Here is a 20,879-nt window from a genome sequence, read left to right as displayed (position 1 = left end):
TTATTACTTTATATATCAAAAAGGCCGTCCCTTCCCGGGACGGCCTTTTTGATATTATTTTACCCAAACCTTCCAGCTATACGATCCGTATAGGACAGGTATAGGAGAAGCTTTTGTGAAGAGTGTGAAAATACCACCAGCTTCTACTGTACTTCCACGATCAGGAACTTCAGGTAGGTAGTGTTCTCGATATTCCAGAGGATGGGATGGTCCTGCGCCTGCGTCTGGAAAGTAACCTGCCGCAGCTTCTTTTTCGCATCCTTCGCTGCCATATCGATCGTTTCAAGGAACATGGAAGGGTTCACCAGGTTGGTGCAGCTGGCGGTTACCAGGAAGCCGCCCGGCTTCAGCAGCTTCATGCCGCGCAGGTTGATCTCCTTATACCCTGTGATCGCCTTCTGGATGTTCTCGCGGCTTTTGGTAAAGGCCGGCGGATCCAGGATCACCACGTCGAATTTCTTTTCCTCTTTGGTCCATTGCTTCAGCTGGTCGAACGCATTTACGGCCTGGAACTTACAGATGTCCTGCAGGTTATTCAGCTCCGCATTGCGGCGGGCCGTGGCCACGGCATGCTCGGAAATATCCAGCCCCAGCACGCTTTTGGCGCCGTAGTGGCCGGCATGGCAGCTGAAGGTGCCGGTGTAGCAGAATGCTTCCAGCACATCCGCCCCTTTCACGATATGCTCGATCTCACGCCGGTTGTCCTGCTGGTCCAGGAAATAGCCGGTCTTCTGGCCATTCTCAATGTCCACATGGAAACGGAGGCCGTTTTCGTTGAGGATGATATTGGTATCGAACGGGGCGCTGAGGAAACCTTTCTGCTGGGGCAGGCCTTCCAGCTCGCGCACGGGCACATCGTTGCGTTCGTAAATACCTTTGGGAGAAAATATTTTGTTCAACGCGTCCACGATAGCGGGCTTCCAGCGGTCCATGCCCAGGGCGAGGGTCTGGATCACCAGGTAGTCGTTGAATTTGTCGATAATAAGGGCAGGCAGCTCGTCCGCTTCGCCGAACACGAGGCGGCAGTTTTCTTCGTAACCGATCTTTTTACGGTAATCCCAGGCCTTTTGCAGGCGGTGCAGGAAAAACCCTTCATTGATCTCTTCTTTGCGGTCGCGGGTGAGCAGGCGCACCAGTATCTGGCTCTGTGGGTTGATGTAGCCGCGGCCGAGGAAAGATCCGTTGTGCAGGAATACGTCTACGGTGTCGCCCGCGTTCACTTCCCCTTCGATCTGGCCCACTTCATTCCCGAAAATCCACGGATGCCCGAGCAGCACGCGGTTCTGTATCTTCTTCTTTAAAAAAACTTTAGTCATTTATTGCAATTCGAGCGCAAAAATACAACTATCATTCTAAAGAAACGGATGCCATGTTATTATTAATTACTGTAATATATATAGTAGTTTTTCTGCCAAATTGTCCCGCCGTAGCGCTTGGCAAAATTATTGACGGTGGTACCTTTGCAGACAATTTATACTATCATGACAGAAAAAGACAAAGATATGCAGGCAAATGGGCAGTCCTTGCCAAATGATATGGACATTAACGCAGACGAGAACCAGAGCGGGTCTTCTCATTTGAACGATGCCCTGCCTGAAGAGGATGAAGCGGAGAAATTGCGCGCTGAGCTGGAAGAGCTGAAAAAAAAGTACCTGCTGCTGAACGCGGATTTCGATAATTTCAAGAAACGCAATGCCAAGGAGCGCATTGAGCTTATAAATACAGCCAACAAGGAAGTAATTATCGCCTTACTGGATGTGCTGGACGATTCCGAAAGGGCCGCCAAACAACTGGAAGCCACTACAGGCGTAGACGCCGTGAAAGAAGGCGTGCTGCTGGTGTTCAACAAGTTGTACAGCGTGCTGCAAAGCAAAGGGCTGAAGCCTATGGACAGCCTGCACCAGGAATTTAACGCAGACCTGCACGATGCCATCACCGAAATACCCGCCCCTACAGAAGAGCTGAAAGGGAAAGTGCTGGACGTATTGCAAAAAGGCTACTACCTGAACGACAAGATCATTCGCCATGCCCGCGTGGTGGTTGGAAAATAACATGCGCAGCATTAATACCCAGTGAATCATTACCACAGCCCGCTTTAATGGAGTGGGCTTTTCAAGTGTATAAACATGTCCACCAAAAGAGATTATTACGAAATACTCGGGGTTTCCAAATCCTCCTCCCAGGATGAGATCAAAAAATCTTACCGTAAGGTAGCGATGCAGTTTCACCCGGACCGTAACCCCGGCAATAAAGAGGCGGAGGAAAAGTTCAAAGAAGCGGCGGAAGCCTATGAAGTGCTCAGCGACCCCGACAAACGGGCGCAGTACGACCGCTTTGGCCATGCGGGCATGGGCAACCGCGGCGGCTACGGCAGCGGCCATATGAACATGGACGATATCTTCTCCAACTTCGGCGATATTTTCGGCGAAGACATTTTCGGCAGCTTCTTCGGCGGCGGCCGCGCCCAGGGCGGCGGGGCAAGAAGGAACCGGGGCACCCGCGGCAGCAACCTCCGCGTGAAGATCAAGCTCACCTTCGAAGAGATCGCCAAAGGCTCCAATAAAAAGATCAAGGTAAAAAAACATGTGACCTGTACCACCTGCAGCGGGCTGGGCGCCAAGGACCGCAATTCTTTCCAGACCTGTACCACCTGCCAGGGCTCCGGCCAGGTACGCAAAGTGACCCAGACCTTCCTGGGCCAGATGCAGACCGTGACCACCTGCCCTACCTGTAACGGAGAAGGCCAGATCATCACCAATAAATGTACGACCTGTAAAGGCGAAGGCCGTCAATACGGCGAAGAGACCGTGTCTATCGACATCCCGGCCGGCGTAATGGAAGGCATGCAGCTGAGCATGAGCGGCAAAGGCAATGCCGGCGAAAGAGGCGGCGCCCCCGGCGACCTGCTCATCCTCATCGAGGAAGAACCGCACCCGGAACTGCAACGCGACGGGCTGAACGTGGCCTACGACCTTCATATCTCCTTCCCCGACGCGGCTTTCGGCGTATCGCTGGAAGTGCCCACCATCGACGGGAAGGCCAAGATCAAAGTACCGCCGGGCACGCAGAGCGGCAAGATCTTCCGCCTCAAAGGCAAAGGCTTCCCTTCCGTGAACAGCTACGAAAAAGGCGACCAGCTTATTCATGTGAACGTATGGACGCCGCAGACGCTCACTTCAGAAGAAAAATCCATGCTGGAAAAAATGCAGGAGTCCGGCAACTTCAAACCGAACCCTGAAAAAAGCGAGAAAGGATTCTTTGAAAAAGTAAAGGATATCTTCAGCTGATAACGGCTGATCTAAATATTATTCCGGTCCCCGGCCCCAACAGGCCGGGGATTTTTTTGCGCTGGCATAAGCGCGCGAAAAATCCCATATTTGCACCTATGTCAGACAAGTTCCAGATGTTTGAGAACAGGCTCAGCAAAGTAGAGAAGCACCTCCGTAAAACCGCCAGGCGCCAGGGTATCACCTGCTTCCGGCTCTACGACAGGGACCTGCCTGAATTCCCCCTCATCATTGAGCTGTACGAGGATAAAGTATATGTGGCCGAATACCAGAGCGACCATAAGCTGGACGATGATGCTTACGAAGCCTGGTTGCAAGGCAGCCTCGCCGTGATCGCCAAAGTGCTGGGCGTGCAGCAGGATGACCTGTACCTGCGCACCCGCCAGCGGAAACAGAACCGGCAAAGCCAGTATGAAAAAATAGATTTCTCCCGGGAAGAGCTGATCGTGCAGGAAGACGGGCTCAAATTCAAAGTGAACCTCAGCGATTACCTGGACAGCGGCCTTTTCCTCGACCACCGCATTACCCGCCACATGGTGCGCGAAGAAGCGAAGGACAAAAAAGTGCTCAACCTCTTTTGTTACACCGGTTCCTTTTCCGTGTACGCGGCGGCAGGCGGGGCGGCGTCCGTAACGAGCATAGACCTTTCAAAGACATACCTGGCCTGGGCTGAGGAAAACATGCGGCTGAACGGCCTGCTGGACCCGGCCAAACATCAATACATACACGCAGATGTGCTCCAGTACCTGGACGAACTGAAACTGAACACCTACGACCTCGTGGTACTGGACCCTCCCACCTTTTCCAACAGCAAACGCATGAAAGATTTCCTGGACATCCAGCGGGACCATGTGGAGCTTGTCAATAAAGTGCTGCTGACCATGAAAAAGGACGGTGTGCTGTATTTCAGCAACAACCTGCGCAGGTTTGAGCTGGACGAACCCGCCATCGAGGCTTCGTCTATCAAGAACATCACGGCGCAAACCGTTCCCTTCGATTTCCAGGGCAAGCTGCTGAGGCATTGTTTCCGCATCATCAAATAAAGTACCGCCGATGCTCACTGCATTCGTACTCGTTTATCTCCTGGTCACCATACTCATCGGCCGCTGGGCCGCCCGCAAAGTAAAAAGCGCGGGAGACTTCATCGTGGCGGGGCGCAGCCTGCCGCTGGGCATCAGCACCTGCGTGATATTCGCCACCTGGTTCGGCTCCGAAACCATGCTGGGCGCAACCAGCGAGTTCGCGCAGCACGGGCTGATCGGCGTCATGGAAGATCCTTTCGGCGCTTCGTTGTGTTTGTTGCTGGTAGGATTGTTCTACGCCCGCAAGCTGTACCGCACCAACCTGCTTACCTTCTGCGATTATTTCCGGGAAAGGTATGGGAAGAAGGCCGAAGTGGTGTCTGCCCTGCTGATGATCCCCTCCTACTTCGGGTGGATCGCCGCGCAGATCGTGGCCATGGGCATCGTGGTCAACACCGTGATGGGCGTGCCGCACGGCACCGCCATGATTGCCAGCGGGCTGATCGTAATGGCCTATACTTACATGGGCGGCATGTGGTCCGTTTCCATCACCGATTTCATACAAACCATCATGATCATCATAGGCATCGTGGTGATCGCAGTGATCGTGGTGCATGATGCAGGCGGTATGCAAACCGTGATAGACCGCGCGCCGGCAGGCACTTTCCGTTTTTTGCCGGACAGGGACTGGAACAGCTGGCTGCATTACCTGGCCGCATGGTTCACCATCGGGCTGGGTTCCATTCCGCAGCAGGACGTGTTCCAGCGGCTCATGAGCAGCAAGAGCGAACGCGTGGCGCAGTATTCCTCCTACCTCGGCGCCCTGATGTACCTGGTGATCGGTTCGGTGCCTTTGCTGATCGTGCTGTGCGCGCAGCAGCTGTACCCCGGGCTGGCGGCGCAGGGCACGGAAAAGATATTACCGAACATGGTATTGCAGCACGGTAATCTTTTTATACAGGTATTGTTCTTCGGCGCATTGCTTTCCGCCGTTATGAGCACTACCAGCGGCGCGATACTGGCCCCCGCCACCGTGCTGGGCGAGAACATCATCCGCCCCTTCTTCAAAAACATTACAGACAAACAGTTCCTGCGTGTGATCCGTATTTCGGTGGTGATCGTATCCGCCATTTCGATGGGCATGGCTTTCAGCAGCCAGGATATTTACGAGCTGGTGGCGTCTTCTTCGGTATTGAGCCTTGTTTCCCTTTTTGTGCCGCTCACGGCGGGCCTGTACTGGAAACGGTCGAACGAGGGAGGAGCCATTCTTTCCATTATCCTGGGCACGGCGGGCTATATCTACAGCGAGTTTACAGGCACGGAAATGCCGCCTCTATTCGTGGGTCTGCTTTGCAGTATTGCGGGAATGCTGGCCGGAACGTTCGGGTGGAAGCGGCTGGACAAGGTACAGGACGGTTCGGTGCTGCAATAGTTTTACATCATTTCAGCCAGGCGGTATTTTTCTTCACCAGTTTTATCAGCTTCAGGAATTCCATACGGTAGCCGCCTTTATCGGGGCCGAGCGCCTTTTTCGCAATGTCCGTCACCATATTGATGTTGCCCCTGCCTTTGTAGGCAGAGTTTTTCACCAGCATGCCGAACAAGGCCACTGACGCGGCAAAGCGGAAATCGTCGGGCGCGGCGGCGAATATCTGCCTGGAACCGGCGATCTCTTTTTGCATGATGCGCAGCGTCGTGTCTTGCTCGGTGCGGTACGAGATCCGCGTTACACCCAGCTGCCCGCCGGTTTCCTGCTCTTCCGGGATGATCTCGTACAGCGCCACCACGCAGTTGCCGGAGCCTACAATGCCGCCGACGATCCTTTCGCCGTTGGAGTTATCTTCTTTCAGCACTTTATTCTCATACCCGATCAGGCGGTAAGCCTTCACCCGTTGCGGGTTAAAGGTGATCTCCGCCCGCACGTCGCGCGCGATGGTGAAAAGGGTGCTGCCGAATTCACGGGCGAATACTTTGTTGGCCTCCTCCATATTGTCGATGTACGCGAAGTTGCCGTTGCCTTTGCTGGAAAGGGTTTCCAGCTTGCTGTCCTTGTAATCCTTCATACCAAAACCAAGGCAGGTGAGCAATACGCCGCCTTCCTTCTTTTGCATGATGAGGTCTTCCATATCCTGGTCGCTGGTTTGGCCTACGTTAAAATCGCCGTCTGTGGCCATTATCACGCGGTTGTTGCCGTTGGGGATGAAGTTTTCTTCGGCGATCTGGTATGCCATTTTGATGGCGGCTTCGCCGGCAGTGGCCCCGCCCGCGCTGAGGTAGTCGATGGCATTGAGTATTTTTTCCTTTTCGTTCCCGGGGGTGCAGGGCAATACCAGCCCGGGCGTGCCGGCATAAGCTACGATGGCCACCCTGTCGCGCGGGCGGAGATTGTTGACCAGCACGCGGAAAGCGGCCTGCAGCAGCGGCAGCTTGTTGGCCGTGCCCATGGAACCGGAGATATCTATCAGGAAAACGAGGTTGCTGGCGGGCAGGCTGTCTGTTTCGATCTGCTGCGCCCTTACCGCTATCTCCAGCAGGTGGTGGCCGGGGGCCCAGGGGCAGTCTGTGTAATGGGCGTACAACGCGAAGGTGCTGTCGTGCCGCGGCAGGGGATAACTGTAATGGAAGTAGTTCACCAGCTCCTCTATCCGCACGGCGTCCACCGGTATATGTTCCCGCAGTTTCACGAAACGGCGCATATTGCTGTAGGCGGCACGGTCCACGTCCAGCGCGAAAGACGAGTGGTTGCTCTTTTCCGCGTCCACGAATTTATTCTCGTAAAGCTTGCCGTAAGTTTCATCAAAAAAGGCGGACACGCCCATGCCCACATTGCCGTAATTGGGGTTGGAACTATGGGCAAACCTCGCCCGGGCCCTGGCTTTGGCAACGTCAGCGTTAGTACCTGGATTTTTTGACAAAGGGCTCAGCTCAATGAGCATGCGATCATAATGGTCGAGGGGCACTGTTTTGGTAAGGTAACCGGGGTATTCAAAAACAAGATGCGTGCTGCCATCGGGAATGTCTATACGAAATAGTCCATACTGGTTTGTCTTAACTGCAACCGTATCTCTCAGAATGCTCACGCGCACCCCCTGCATAGGGTTCTGGTTCACGCTGTCCAGCACCGCGCCGGACACTACTCCCCTGGTCTTTTGTGCCTCTGCCATCATGCTCCCGCATAGCCAACAGAGCAGCATGAGGAGCTTATGCATAGTAATCTAATTACATACAACGACATCTAAATTAAGAAAATATTTAATCAGTTGATGTAACCGGCCAAAATTTGCGGTAATTCTTTATTCCGCCAGCTGATATATTTCGGGCAGGTTGCGGCCCAGGCCGTCGTAATCGAGGCCGTAGCCGAGCAGGAATTTGTTGGGCACGGAAAAGCCCAGGTAATCGATCTTCACAGGGTGCGTAACGGCGTCGGGTTTGTGCAGCAGCGCCACCACCATGAGCCTTTTAGGCTGCTGGTGCTCCAGCTGGGGAAGGAACTGGCTAAGGGTCTTGCCGGTGTCCACAATATCTTCCACGATCACCACGGTGCGGCCGTACACGTCTTCTTCCAGCCCGATGGCCGTGATCACATTGCCGGTGCTTTTGGTGCCTTTGTAGGAAGCCAGTTTGATGAAGGATATCTCCGCTTCGATGTCGAGGTGTTTGAAAATATCCGCCGCGAACATAAACGAGCCGTTGAGGATGCCGATGAACAGCGGGTGTTCGCCCCGCAGATCGTGGCTGAGCTGCTTCGCCATTTCTTTGATGCGCGCCTGCAGATCGGCTTCGCTGATGAACGGGATGAATTTTTTGTCGTGTACCTGTATCGTCGTCATTGGCGCTGAATTATTTGCGGACTACGAGCTGCTGCCCTATTTTAATACCGTTATCCTGGAGGTTGTTCCACTGCTGGAGCTGTGCCACGGTAATGTTGTACCGGCGCGAAATGCTGTACAGCGTTTCTTTTTCCGTTACGGTATGAAACAAAGAACCCGCGGGCGTTACGGTGCTGCCGGCTTTCTTCAGGTCTTCCACCATGGAAGGCGGTATGCCGGAAGTTTTTTCTTCCGCGCGTGCAGTGGCCGGGCTCTCCGGCGCCGGTTCAGTCGCGGTTCTGGCTTTTGCTATTTCGTCTTTGATGTCTTTGATGATCTTTTTCGGCTCCAGGTCTTTGTGATCGTCCACCTTGGCTACCGAGTTGCTGCCGAGGCGCGGCCTGGAAGATGCAAACCCGTCGAGCGCAACTCTTTCGCCTGCCGCGGGCTGATCGCCTTCGTCCAGCTTATTGCGCTTGCGCAGCCAGCGGAGCTGAACGCCTTCGGCCTGCGCAATGTCGTGCAGCGATTCGCCGGGCGTTACGATGTGATAATCGTTCTGGCCGCGTTTGCTTTTACCTTGAAGGAAGATCAGCATGTCTTTTTCCAGCGGCTGGTCTTCGGTAAGATCGTTGTATTTGAGCAGCGAGCTGAGGCGGATGTCGTATTGACTGGCGATCTGTATCAGGGCAGTGCCTTCTTTCGCAAATATCACTTTGCGGTTGTTGATGCGGAACTCTGTGCCGACAGGATATTTTTTGGCAGCGGGTTGCGGCGTGATCACGTTATTGTCGCGGCCCGGTGACTGTACCGGCTCATACGACGCGGGGTCTCCGGCCAGGGAAGGGCTTGCGGGGATGGGCTGCTTGCCCATCGCAATGGCGTTGAATTGCTGGAGCTGGTAATTTTCTATGATCTGGATGAGCCGTTGCGGGTAGTTCCTGTCCGTAGCATAACCGGCCGTTTTGAGGCCGTATGCCCAGGCTTTGTAATCTTCCGGGTTCAGGTCGAACAGGAATTTGTAACGGGGATTGTTGCGGAGGAATTCTGAATGGTCTTTCCAGGATTCTGCGGGAGAGCCGTATTTGCGGAAACATTCCTGGCGGGCATCGTCGTCGTAATTCACGGAAGGCCCGGTCCAGTTGTTCTTGCATTTGATGCCGAAGTGATTGTTGCTGTTGAGCACCAGCCAGCCGTTGCCGGATTGGGTCTCCAAAATACCCTGGGCCAGCTTGATGGCGGCAGGCACGCCGGAGCGGCGCATCTCTTCCATGGCAATGTTCTTATACGTGTCTATGTACTGAGTGGTGCTGATGTTCTGTGCAACTGCATTTACAGCTGCGCCTATAGACAAGCAGATAAGCAAACAGATGGCCAGGCAGTATGACTTTCTTTGCATGTATATGTTGAATTTAATGGGTCTTGTTCCTGGATGATCCTTATTTTATTTTTTCCGGATCATCAGCACGCCGTCGCGCAGGCTCAGCAGCAGCGTTTCAGCGCGTTCGTCAGTCAATGCTTTTTCGCAGAAGCTGATCATGGCTTTGGCGTTGTTGCTTCGCTCTTCTTCTTCCAGCACTACCTCGCCGTGGTACAGCACATTGTCCGCCAGCATGAATCCGCCGGGCCGCAGCTTTTCCCAAACGAGATCGTAATAACCGATATAACCGGCCTTGTCCGCATCGATGAACACCAGGTCGAACACTTCATCCAGCTGCGGGATGATCTCTGCCGCCCTGCCGGTATGCTGCGTGATGCGATCCCTCAAACCTGCTTCGGTGATATAACGGCCGCTCATTTCTTCCAGCTCCTCGTTAATATCGATCGTATGCAGATGCCCGTTCTCTGCAAGGCCCTGCGCCAGGCAGATGGCGGAATAACCGGTGTAGGTGCCTATTTCGAGGATACGCCGCGGGCGCATCATCTGGCTCACCATCGACAGGAAACGGCCCTGGACATGGCCGCTCAGCATGTGAGGCTGGTCCACCTTCAGGTACGTTTCGCGGTGTAAACGGTATAACAGCTCCGTTTCGGGAGTGGTGTACTTCTCTGCAAACGCCTGAATGTCCCGGGATATTACCTCCATGCCTTTTTTTTTGCAAACCTAAGCATTTATCATTCAGCCACAAACAAATCGAGCCCGATAATACTATCAGGCTCTTTACCCCATGTTAACCATTAAAAGACACAACTATTGACCATATAACAAATCTTGTAATGGTCCGCTATAGGCTGTGACTGTATAAATGTATTCAATTTAATTACACTGGATAAATATCATCCATATGTATATGTTAATGGAATAATACTAGAAGTTGGGACGGAGCTTGTTGGTGGTGTAAAACACGCGGAAGTACTCCACCACTTCGTCTGCCGTGTCAAACACCTTCAGCAGGTCCAGGTCTTCGGGATGGATATTGCTTTCTTTTTTCATCATCACCGCATCTATCCACGACAGCAGGCCGCTCCAATATTCTTTTCCAACGAGCACCAGCGGTGTTTCCGTCATTTTTTTCGTTTGGATGAGGGTGGCTACTTCAAAGAATTCATCCATCGTGCCGAAGCCGCCGGGCATCATCACGAAACCCTGGGAATATTTGGCGAACATCACTTTGCGGACGAAGAAATAATCGAAGTTGAGGCTCTTGTCGTTGTCCAGGTAAGGATTCGAATATTGTTCATGCGGCAGCTGGATGTTGAGCCCCACGCTTTTTCCTTTTGCTTTCTGCGCGCCTTTGTTGGCCGCTTCCATAATGCCGGGGCCGCCGCCGGAGATAATGCCGAAACCATCTTCAGCAAGGCGCTTCGCTATCTCGCAGGCCAGTTCGTAATAGTGATTGCCTTCGCGGGTGCGGGCTGAACCGAATACGGAAATACAGGGGCCGATCTTTGCAAGCGCTTCGAACCCTTCCACAAACTCCGCCATGATCTTGAATATCTGCCAGCTGGAATGGGCTTTCGTTTCTGTCCAGTCCCGCATCTGCAGGTTCTTTAACAAATCGTTCATCTGCTGTTCTTTTTTGTTTTACAATCTACACTTTTTTACTGCAACGGTTGCAGGGACGCCCTGCTTTTGGAAAACAGCCATAAACCGATATACGTAAACAGGCCGTTCACGATCAGCAGTTCATTCCCGAATTTATACCCGCCCAGCCATTGTTCTGAATATTGTTTGAGGATAAAACAAAGAACGGGTGAAATGAGACATACCACCACCGAGCCGTAATCCACGATGGGCCGCTTGTTCAGGATGCCGAAGGCGAACAGGCCCAGCATCGGCCCGTAAGTAATGGTGGCGAGGAACAGTACGGTATCTATCACCGCGCTCTCGTTGAATGCCTTGAATAAAAGGATGGTGAGCAGCAAAGCGACGGCGCAGCCCACGTGTATAAGGTTCCTGGTTCGCTTCCGTCTTGCGTCCATTCCTTCGGTGGAGTGGCCCAGGATGTCGATGTAAAAAGAAGTGGTGAGCGTGGTCAGCACACTGTCCGCACTCGAAAATGTAGCCGCCGTCAGGCCCACGATGAAGACGATGCTGGCAAACGTGCCCAGCTGGGTGAGCGCCAGCATGGGGAACACCTGGTCCGTCAGCTTCCGGCCATCCGCGCCTACCGGTATCTGCAGGGCGTTTGCGCTCATGTATTCGTAGAGCAGCACACCCAGGCTGAGGAAGAACACGTTCACCACCAGCTGCATGATGCTGAAGGAATAAATGTTCTTCTGCGCTTCGCCGAGGGAGCGGCAGCTGAGGTTCTTCTGCATCATGTTCTGGTCCAGCCCGGTCATGGTAACGGCGATCATCATACCGCCGAAAAATTCTTTCGGGAAAAAGTTGGCGGCTTTCCAATCCCAGAAAAATGTTTTGGAACGCGGGTTATCCGCCACGTTGCTGATAAGGTCGCCCAGGCCCCATTGCAGGTCAGAACAGATCACGATGATGGTGAGCACCACGGCCAGCAGCAGGAAGGTGGATTGCATGGCGTCCGTCCACACCAGCGTTTTGATGCCGCCGCGGTAGGTGTACACCAGCATCAGCGCGATCATGATGGAAACGGACAAAGCAAAGGGAACATGGTAATAGTCGAACACAAAGAGCTGCAACACGCCCGCCACCAGGAACAGGCGCGCCGCCGCGCCCACCAGCCGGGAGAGAATGAAGAACACCGCGCCCGTTTTTTGCGTGACGGGCCCGAAACGCTGTTGCAGGTAAGTATAAATGGACGTCAGGTTCCGGTTATAATACAACGGCAGCAATACGGTGGCAATGATCACATAGCCCACCACGTAGCCCAGGATGGTTTGCAGGTACGAGAAAGAACCGGTTTCCACTTTGCCCGGCACGGATATGAACGTAACACCAGATAAGGAATCGCTGATCATCCCGATGGCCACCAGGTACCATACGGAGTTCCTGTTGCCGATGAAATAGGATTGTGCATCAGCCTTTCGCGTGGTCAGGTAAGAGATAAGCAATAGCAGGAAAAAGTAGCTGGCGATAAAAACGATAAATATCCCAGGCGACATGAACTGGTTCTGGTCAGGTGCCATGTACAGATTTTGACGTAAACGTTAGAATAAAAATAAAAATAGGGATTTCAGCCAAGAAAGCATAAAAAAAGGCAGCATCCCTGCTGCCCTGTTCACTGGATACAATATGCTGTCAAAGCGCCGCTACAACGTCACGGGCAAGGCCGAACGAGAGCGTCATGCCTGCGCCGCCAAGACCGTTGAGAATAGTAACGCCCGGGCCAGGCCGCAGCACGAGGTCAGTTTCGCCGTTGGTGAGTTTGGGATATACGCCGTGCCAGCGCTCCTGTATGGTAAAGGAAGGCGCGAGCAGAAACGTTTGGATATACTGAAGAATGAGCTGGTTGATATGTTCTTTATCGAACGGATCCACTTCACGGCCGTATTCATGGCTGTCGCCCAGGGAAAGCTCCCCTGCCCCGTTTTGCGATACCAGCAGGTGAATGCCGTATTGCAGGTATTCAGGCAGGGTGGATTCAATTCTTTTGCGCAGTTCCGGCAGCGAAGGGCATTGCGAAAAAGATGCATAGTGCAGCATGCTGAGGCCGGTGCTGAGCGCGGGGCCTAGCTTCCAGTTGCCGGGCTGGGCAACGGTGCGCATCATCTGCAATTTGCAGCGGGTGATGGGTGCAGCTTCGAACACAGACGGGTAAAGGGTTTCAAAGTCCTGGCCGCTGCATACGAACACCTGTTCCACTTTCCATTTGCCTTGTTTTGTTTCGATGAAAGGCATGCTGATGCCGTTCACCGCGGTGTTGAAGTGAATGTCCACCTGATGTTCCGATTGCAGGAAAGCCGCGATGGTGGCGCTTGCCACGCGGGGGTCCAGCATCATTTCCATGGGGCTCCAGAGTGCGGCTTTGAGGCCTTTGGGCTGGAAGGCGCCGCTTTTTTGCGCGGCTGCCGCAGGGCTGAGCACTTCGCAATGCGCGCTGCCTATACGCGCAAATTCTTCCATCACGCTCACTTCATCATCGTGGTAGCCTAAATGCAAAGAGCCGGTTTCTTCACAGCTAAGGCCTGTTCTGGCGGCTATGTTTTTCCAGATGCCCCGCCCGTACAAAGCGCGTTCATAGATATGGCCCGCCTGCTGCCCGATGGTCCACACCAATCCGAAATTGCGGTACGACGCGCCGGTGGCGCGGGCGTTGCGTTCAAAAACAATGACCTTTTTTCCTTTAAGGGCAAGGTGGTAAGCGGTGGCCAGCCCCACGATCCCGGCGCCGACTACGGCGCAGTCTGCTTGCTGTTGCATGGACCAAATATAACAGTATTTGTAAATAATTGTTTAGTTATTATACACAAATAACATAAAGTTCATTCGGAGGCGCATAAAAAAGCCGGCTATACCGCCGGCTTTCCTGAGAATATTTTGATGGTGTTCAAAATCCAACGTTCACGCCTGCGGAGATCACGGGGCGGTTCCTGTAAGGAGAGCGCTCATCCTGCAATACATCATACAGGATCATGATCACGAAAGCGGAGTTGCCCATGCCGATCGGCTGGGCATAACCGCCGCCGAGCAACAGGGCGGGCGCGCCGTAGCGGGTTTTGGTGGTCACGGGAGGATCGGGTGCATAATCCCTGAACTTTTCGCCGATGCTGTTATATTCCGGCTGGGCCTGGAGGAACAATTGAGGAATGGGGTAAAACCGGCCCCAGAGCCCGCCTCCGAACATGTTATAATTGTAACGGGCATAAATTTCGCCATCGTAGCCTCTCAGCTTCTCCCAGGAAAGCTGCGCATTCAGCGCAACACCGGCTGCGAACATCGGGGAAAAACGGTAACCGATGATAGGCGAGATATTCACCAGCGTATAATCGCCGAAGCCCGCACCGAAGCTGCCTCCCACCATCAACCGGCTGCGGTCGAAGCCACGGGCGGTATCGGTTTTATAAAACTGCGCAGTTGCTGCCTGGGCGCAAATTAACAGGATAACGGCTAAGTATATACGTTTCATGATCATACATTATTGCCAGCTAAATTATTTGATTTTTACCGGTCTGCCATACGCATTAACGTTTCTTTAATGGGATATCTTACGGTCTCAATCAAATATTTTCCCGGTGTTCAGGATATTATTCGGGTCAAACACCTGCTTGATCTGTTTCATCAGCTGCATCTGCTGCCGGCTGAAAATGATCTCCATATAATCCTTCTGCACCAGCCCGATGCCGTGCTCGCCGGAAATAGTGCCCCCCAGCCGCTTCACCAGCTCGAATATCTCGCGGATGCCGTCTTTGAGCGTGCCGTTCCAGGCGTCATCCGTCAGGTCGCCTTTAATGATATTCACGTGCAGGTTACCATCGCCCGCATGCCCGTAACACACAGACCTGAACCCGTACCGCTGCCCGATGGCTTTCACCCCGTTCAGCAGCAAAGGCAGTTCGGCGCGCGGCACCACGGTGTCTTCTTCCTTGTAAATGGAATTGGACTTCACGGCTTCGGCTACCCTGCGGCGCAGCTTCCAGAGCTCTTCTTTCTGCTGGTGGCTGTCTGCGAAAAGAATTTCTCCGCAGCCGAATTCCATCACTACCGCCGCGATGGCTTCCATTTCCTGAAACAGCATGTCCGGGTGGTTGCCGTCCACTTCAATGAGCAGGTGGGCCTGCACTTCGTCATCTATTTTCACCATGCTGCTGTCTACAAACTGCGTTACCCACAGCAGCGCATCTCTTTCCATGAATTCCAGTGCGGAAGGCGTGTACCCTGCGCGGAAGATCGCGCTCACCGCTGCGCAGGCGTATTCTGCGGAATTGAAGGGCACGAGCATCAGCAGGTCGTGCTTCGGTAGCGGTATGAGCCGCAGCACGATCTTTGTAACCACGCCCAGCGTGCCTTCGCTGCCTACCACCAGCTGGGTAAGATTATACCCGGTGGCGTTCTTCAGCACGTTGGCACCGGTCCAGATCACTTCGCCATTCGGCAGCACCAGTTCGAGGTTCAGCACATAATCCTTTACCACCCCGTATTTCACGGCCTTGGGGCCGCCGGAGTTCTCAGCTATGTTGCCGCCGATAAAACAGGTGCCGCGGCTGCTGGGGTCCGGCGGGTAGAATAATCCTTTCTCCCTTACGGCCTCCTGCAATACCTGCGTGATCACCCCTGGCTCAGTGGTCACCTGGAGATTGCGTTCGTCTATTTCCAGTATCCTGTTCAGTCTTTCAGTAGACAGCAATACGCCGCCATGCTGCGCCAGCGCCCCTCCGCTCAAACCGGTGCCTCCGCCCCTCGGCGTTACCGGCAGCAGCGCTTCGTTGCAAAGCCGCATGATGCGACTTACTTCTTCCGTGGTGGCGGGTTTCACCACCACTTCCGGCGGAAAACGGAGATCCTCTGTTTCGTCGTGCGCGTATTTTTCTATGTTCTCTTCGTCTGTAAAAACAAAGGCTTTCCCTACAATGCCCTTCAGGGCTTCTATGTGAGCGGGAGTTACTTTAGCGAATGTGCTCATGCAGCAAAAATAGTTATCAATTCGGAATAACTACATAGACAAACCCGGGCGGCCGGGCCGTTATTGTTAAAGGAGAGAAAAAGAACCGCTTCTGCAAAATGACCGCTCCTAGAAAGACGGGCAGAGCGTATACCGCTTCGCATTGGAAAAGCTCCTGTTCGGGTACAGGCCGATGTACAGCAGGCTCAGCTCATACGCGCCCTGGCGGCTGTTGGCCGCAGACAGTGTGCTGGACGTCACGTCGTAGTTGAACATCAGCCTGAAATTGGCCACCTGGTAGCCCACCAGGAATGCGTAAGCATCCTGCAAGCGGTAATACAGACCGCCAAATAGTTGCTGGTTGCCGTCTCCGGAAAGATTGTAAGCCGCGTAAGCGCCTGCCATGGTTTCGCTGGAGCCGGCCTGGCGGGCGTGGTATGCGCTCGGGTTGAGGATCACTTTATCGTTGAGCTTCAGGCTGGCGTTCAGGAAGCCGATGTAACGCCGGTCTATCTGGTTGTTCCCGTTGTAGAAAGTTTCACGGGGCGTATTGATGTGATGCACGGAAAATCCGCCGTTGATGTAAATATTGTCTGTCGGAAAGTAGGCGTAGTTCATACCCACCTGCATATCAAAATACCCTACAGAGGCCGCGGTGAAAGGTTCGCCGGAAAACATCTGCGAGTCGAAGAACTGGCCGTTCCACTGGCTGCCGAAGGTGAGCTTGGTGAGGTCCACTCTTTTGTCCGCATATCCTACGTTAAAACCCGCGCTCAGCAGGCTGCTCTGCCCCAGCAGCTGGTGATAGGCCACAGAGCCGTAAGCCTTGGTGGAAGTGAGGTTGCCGGTACCCGCCACATCGCGCAGCAGCATGCCCCCCACGCCTACCCAGCCATAGGTAAGCTGCTCGCGGAACAGCTGGAAGTCGCCGAATACAGACATGGTCTTATACGGAACGGGTATGGTAGCCCACTGGTTGCGGTAATTGATCCCGATGCGGTAGTTGCCGTCAGGAATAAAACCGGTATTGGCGGGATTGGTGGAAAGGGGTGAATTGAAGAACTGCGAAAAATGCAGGTCTTGCGCGGAAGCCGGAATGGCGCCCGCGAGGCAACAAATCAGGACAATATGGTAGACGTACTTTCTCATAACCAGACCCTTTATCGTAATAGTGTAACGTTCCCTGTTTTAGTGACCTTATTGCCATCCGAGAATTCGATGTTCAGCACGAAGGCGTAAGCGTCCATGGGCTGAATGGTACCATTGAAGCGACCGTTCCATCCCAGCTTCATGTCGTTGCTCTGGAACACCAGCTGGCCCCAGCGGTTGAACACCTTCATGTCGTAATGAATTATACCGAAACCTTTGATCTCCCAGATATCGTTCACCCCGTCCCCATTCGGAGAAAATGCGGTGGGAACGTCGTACAGCGGGTTCACGATGGCGCTTACCTGCTGGCATACCGTATCCTGGCAGCCAAACTCTGTGATCGCGATCAGGCACACATCGTAGGTGCCGGTGCGCAGGTATTGGTAAGTGGGATTCACTTCGGTAGAAGTGTTGCCATCTCCAAAGTCCCAGTGGTAACGCGCTGCGCCGGTGCTCTGGTTGGTGAACATATGCGGCGTGTTCTCTACCGGCTTGTTGGGCTGGAAAGTGAACTGCGCGGTGGGCGGCGGTAATACGGTGATGATGATCGTCGTATCGTGCCGCTGGTTACAGGTGTTGGGATCGAACGCCTCGAGCCTTACCGGATACCGGCCCGGCGTGGTGTAAGTATGGGTGGGGTACGCATCGGTAGATTGTGTACCGTCCCCAAAATCCCAGTTGAACGTAACGCCGCCTTTGGAAATATTGTCGAAGTTGGCGATGAACGGCGCGCAGCTGCTGTCAGGCACTGTAAATGCGGCTACCACGTTGGCGGCTACACGTAATTGCAGCGTCTGTGTTTCGGGAGCGTTGCAATAGTTGGTGTCCGTAAGCGTCAGGCTTACGTTATAAATGCCTTCGGAGGCGAAGCGGTGAATCTGGCGCGTGGTATCTGTTACCACCTGCGGCGTATTGTCTCCGAAATCCCAGGTGAAGGAATTATTCTGGAAAGGCTTGCCCGGCGGGTGTGTGGACGTATTGACGAAAAGATATTCCAGCGCGGTGCAGGGTGGCAGGCGCTGCTCGGTGAAGCCCATCGGCGCCCGGTCTTCCCGCACGCGGATATCCATATAAGCGGTATCCGCCAGGTTACAGCTGGCCGGGTCGTATTTAACGAGGCGCACGCGGTAATCGCCCACGGCGGGATAGGAATGCGAGGTGTTCGGCACGGTGGTCACCACTTCGGGAGAGCCGTCGCCAAAGTTCCAGGTCCAGCTCTGTGCGGTTACGCCCGTGGTATCGATGAACTGGATATTGGCGGGCACGCAATAGTTCCGTCTTCTTTCCTGTGTGGTGAAGCCGGCGCGCACGCCGTCGAGGTTGAATGCGATCTTGAGGGAGCCGAGGTTACAGTTGGTGGTATAACCGGTGTAATAAGCCCCGGGGGTTGTCGGGAAGCGTATTGCCGGCCCCTGGTGAAGCTGGCAGGAAGCGCAGATGGCCTGGTAGATCACGCCGTTCTGGTCGAAGCGGCTGGTTCCCCCGTCCACATGTTCCAGCAGACCGTCGCCGCCGTAAAAGGAACCATAAAGAATACCCAGCGCGTCCCTTTTCATCACGAAGAAATAAAAATCACTGCCGTCGGACCTGGACTTGCGCGCATCAGGCGTCACCCGCAGGTTGCGGGTATTGGAGTTGGCGTATCCCGCGCCGGAGTTCAGATCGCCGCCCCAGCCGGAAACATATACGTTCTGGCAGCGGTCCACCAGGAAAGCCACGGGGCTCAGGCTGGGAGAGCTGGCATTTTTCCCGAAAGTGGTGGAATATATCAACGCTGAAAGGTCTGGCCTTAGCTTGGTAATGAACTGTTTGGAATTGTCGTTGTAGAAAGTGGGCGTGCCCGCGGGCTGCTGGATGGGCCAGTTGCCTTCGGTGGTGCCCATCACGTATACGGAACCTTGCCTGTCCAGCTGGATGCCGTACACCTGGTCCGCCTTCCCGTTGTCTGAACCTATAAAGGTGGACTGCAATAAGGCGCTGCCGTTGGCGGAGAAATGCGCGATATAACCATCGCATGCGCCGCCCCGGTAGGAACTCCACACACCGCTGCCACGCATCGGGAAATTGCTGCTGGCGGTGCCCCCGGCCACGTACACGCTGTTGCCGCCGTTCAACGCCAATACATAGGCAGCGTCTTCGGCGCTGCCGCCCAGGAAGCTGGCCCATACCAGCGCGTTGCAGGCGGGGTTGATCTTCATCACCACGGCATCTTGCCGGCCACCACCGAAAGTGGTCTGGAAAGCGCCGGAGGTAACGGGGAAGTCGCCGGACTGGGTGGAGCTGGCTACGTAAATATTCCCGGCGCCGTCTACCACTACTTCGCTCCGGGCATCGTCGCCATAGTTTCGGAGCAGCACGTCTGTCCCCTGGCCTTTGTCCGGCCTGATGTTGGCACCATCCAGCTGGGAGCCGCCTATCATCATGGAACCGATCATCGCTGTACCGTTGGCATTCAGCTTTACTACTACAATATCGTTGCCGCCGCCTACGCCTGCTTTGGTAAGGGCGGGAAAATCGTTGGAATTGCTTCTGCCGGATATGACCAGGTTGCCGCCCCCGTCCACGAACATGCTGCAGGGCTGCTCGTCTCCCGAACCGCCGATGTAGGTGGAATATATAATGCGGCTGCCCGCTGCGTTGAACTTGGTAACGGCAATGTCGATCTCGCCGCCGTTGAAGCCTGCGTCGTAAGCCCCGGTGCTGGTAGGATAGCCCTGGCCCCATATGATGCCGCCACCGTAAAAATTACCGGCGGCGTCGTAAGTGGCGGTATACCCCCAGTTATCCGCGCGGGAACCGGTAAGGGTTGCAAAAACCACGGTAGGGTCTATCACCAGGGGATATTGCGGGTCGTACCTGCCGGATACCTTGTAGCTCACCGTATTACCGGAAAGCTGGTAGTCCACTTTCACCGTTTTCCGCTGCCCGTTAACGTATTGGTATGCATAAGGGGCCAGTTCTATGGCTTCGCCCACGGAGGTAAGGATATGCAGGGTGTTCTTTTTAAGCGACACGGAAGAAGCGCCGTTGTATTGCAGCTTCACATTGCCGGGATTGCCGCCGGGATGCACGATCACATCGTATTTCAGCTGGCCGGACTCGGAGTACACCTGTACGTCCACGTCCGGGTACATGTTCTTGTACAGGATATTCGTATAGGCGCCGATCCCCGACTTCCATTTGGACGGGTCCTTGCCGATGATGTAGTTGATATTGTCCTGGGTGGCCTTGGAAGGAATGATCTCGGGGCTGGCGGCCGCGTTCAGGAACTGTATGTCGTAGGAGTGACCTCTTACCCTGCCTGGTGCAGCGGGATTGCCGCCGCCGGGAATGGGTTTTACCGGCGGGCTTATCCTGTTATTGGCCGTGTTGTCCTGTTTATCTTTCGGCACACCGTCGGGATAATAGGTGTAGCCTGAGGAATCCTTTACAGTGCCATGGCGCGACCTTTCCAGGCGTTCCATGTCTTCGGGGTGCAGCAGCGATATCCTGAAGCTGTTGTTGCGGAGGTAAATACTGGCGCCGCCGAGGGAGGCCCTGTACCTGAAATCTGTGTTCCATTGCCCTTTGTTTTCCACAAATTCCAATGGGGAAGAATTTGGGCTGTGCTGATGGCCCTGTGAAAAAGCAGGTGTTCCAATCATCATAACC

16 protein-coding genes are annotated in these 20,879 nt (G+C 54.3%); 4 read left to right on the top strand and 12 right to left on the bottom strand.

Annotated features, from left to right (window positions below):
- Nucleotides 1-143 precede the first annotated feature (143 nt).
- Nucleotides 144-1,316: a class I SAM-dependent rRNA methyltransferase gene (locus ACTJIK_RS10230; RefSeq protein WP_440646272.1), complete on the bottom strand. Its 1,173-nt coding sequence runs from the start codon at nt 1,314-1,316 to the stop codon at nt 144-146.
- A 165-nt stretch (nt 1,317-1,481) separates the two neighbouring features.
- Here ACTJIK_RS10230 and ACTJIK_RS10225 point away from each other — a divergent pair, with 165 nt between their 5' ends.
- From ACTJIK_RS10225 to ACTJIK_RS10210, 4 genes are all read left to right on the top strand, one after another.
- The gene (locus ACTJIK_RS10225) at nt 1,482-2,051 is read left to right on the top strand and encodes a nucleotide exchange factor GrpE (RefSeq protein ID WP_440646271.1); all 570 of its coding nucleotides are present in this window, start codon (nt 1,482-1,484) and stop codon (nt 2,049-2,051) included.
- Between the two features lie 75 nt (nt 2,052-2,126).
- Nucleotides 2,127-3,287 carry a molecular chaperone DnaJ gene (gene dnaJ / locus ACTJIK_RS10220; RefSeq protein ID WP_440646270.1) on the top strand — a complete coding sequence of 387 codons (1,161 nt, stop codon included), beginning with the start codon at nt 2,127-2,129 and terminating at the stop codon, nt 3,285-3,287.
- 98 nt (nt 3,288-3,385) lie between these two features.
- Complete coding sequence (locus tag ACTJIK_RS10215; RefSeq protein ID WP_440646269.1) at nt 3,386-4,330, top strand: class I SAM-dependent methyltransferase; 945 nt, start codon at nt 3,386-3,388, stop codon at nt 4,328-4,330.
- A gap of 10 nt (nt 4,331-4,340) precedes the next feature.
- Entirely contained in the window at nt 4,341-5,741 is a 1,401-nt protein-coding gene (locus tag ACTJIK_RS10210) for a sodium:solute symporter family protein (protein ID WP_440646268.1), read from the top strand.
- Between the two features lie 7 nt (nt 5,742-5,748).
- On the opposite strand, the gene ACTJIK_RS10205 is transcribed toward ACTJIK_RS10210, so the two are convergent.
- From ACTJIK_RS10205 to ACTJIK_RS10155, 11 genes are all read right to left on the bottom strand, one after another.
- Nucleotides 5,749-7,518, bottom strand: a complete 1,770-nt coding sequence (locus ACTJIK_RS10205; protein ID WP_440646267.1) for a YfbK domain-containing protein — start codon at nt 7,516-7,518, stop codon at nt 5,749-5,751.
- Nucleotides 7,519-7,602: 84 nt separating this feature from the next.
- Nucleotides 7,603-8,139, bottom strand: coding sequence for a hypoxanthine phosphoribosyltransferase (gene hpt / locus ACTJIK_RS10200; protein ID WP_440646266.1), 537 nt, complete (start codon nt 8,137-8,139; stop codon nt 7,603-7,605).
- Between the two features lie 10 nt (nt 8,140-8,149).
- Complete coding sequence (locus tag ACTJIK_RS10195; RefSeq protein ID WP_440646265.1) at nt 8,150-9,517, bottom strand: glucosaminidase domain-containing protein; 1,368 nt, start codon at nt 9,515-9,517, stop codon at nt 8,150-8,152.
- 45 nt (nt 9,518-9,562) lie between these two features.
- Entirely contained in the window at nt 9,563-10,204 is a 642-nt protein-coding gene (locus ACTJIK_RS10190) for an O-methyltransferase (protein ID WP_440646264.1), read from the bottom strand.
- A 222-nt stretch (nt 10,205-10,426) separates the two neighbouring features.
- Entirely contained in the window at nt 10,427-11,125 is a 699-nt protein-coding gene (locus tag ACTJIK_RS10185) for a TIGR00730 family Rossman fold protein (RefSeq protein WP_440646263.1), read from the bottom strand.
- A gap of 35 nt (nt 11,126-11,160) precedes the next feature.
- Nucleotides 11,161-12,666 carry a sodium:solute symporter gene (locus tag ACTJIK_RS10180; RefSeq protein WP_440646262.1) on the bottom strand — a complete coding sequence of 502 codons (1,506 nt, stop codon included), beginning with the start codon at nt 12,664-12,666 and terminating at the stop codon, nt 11,161-11,163.
- 112 nt (nt 12,667-12,778) lie between these two features.
- A complete protein-coding gene (locus ACTJIK_RS10175; protein ID WP_440646261.1) occupies nt 12,779-13,900 on the bottom strand; it encodes a TIGR03364 family FAD-dependent oxidoreductase in 1,122 nt (373 codons plus the stop codon).
- A 127-nt stretch (nt 13,901-14,027) separates the two neighbouring features.
- Complete coding sequence (locus ACTJIK_RS10170) at nt 14,028-14,606, bottom strand: hypothetical protein (RefSeq protein WP_440646260.1); 579 nt, start codon at nt 14,604-14,606, stop codon at nt 14,028-14,030.
- A gap of 87 nt (nt 14,607-14,693) precedes the next feature.
- Complete coding sequence (locus tag ACTJIK_RS10165) at nt 14,694-16,100, bottom strand: FAD-binding oxidoreductase (RefSeq protein WP_440646259.1); 1,407 nt, start codon at nt 16,098-16,100, stop codon at nt 14,694-14,696.
- Between the two features lie 108 nt (nt 16,101-16,208).
- Entirely contained in the window at nt 16,209-17,228 is a 1,020-nt protein-coding gene (locus tag ACTJIK_RS10160; RefSeq protein ID WP_440646258.1) for a PorP/SprF family type IX secretion system membrane protein, read from the bottom strand.
- Between the two features lie 11 nt (nt 17,229-17,239).
- On the bottom strand, nt 17,240-20,806 hold the full coding sequence (locus tag ACTJIK_RS10155; protein ID WP_440647560.1) for a PKD domain-containing protein: 3,567 nt from the start codon (nt 20,804-20,806) through the stop codon (nt 17,240-17,242).
- Between the last annotated feature and the right edge of the window lie 73 nt (nt 20,807-20,879).

Source organism: Chitinophaga sp. 22620 (assembly GCF_052044405.1).
Classification (GTDB): Bacteria; Bacteroidota; Bacteroidia; order Chitinophagales; family Chitinophagaceae; genus Chitinophaga.
The sequence above is the reverse complement of the archived record's forward strand: the minus strand, read 5'-3'. Positions and strand labels throughout refer to the sequence as shown.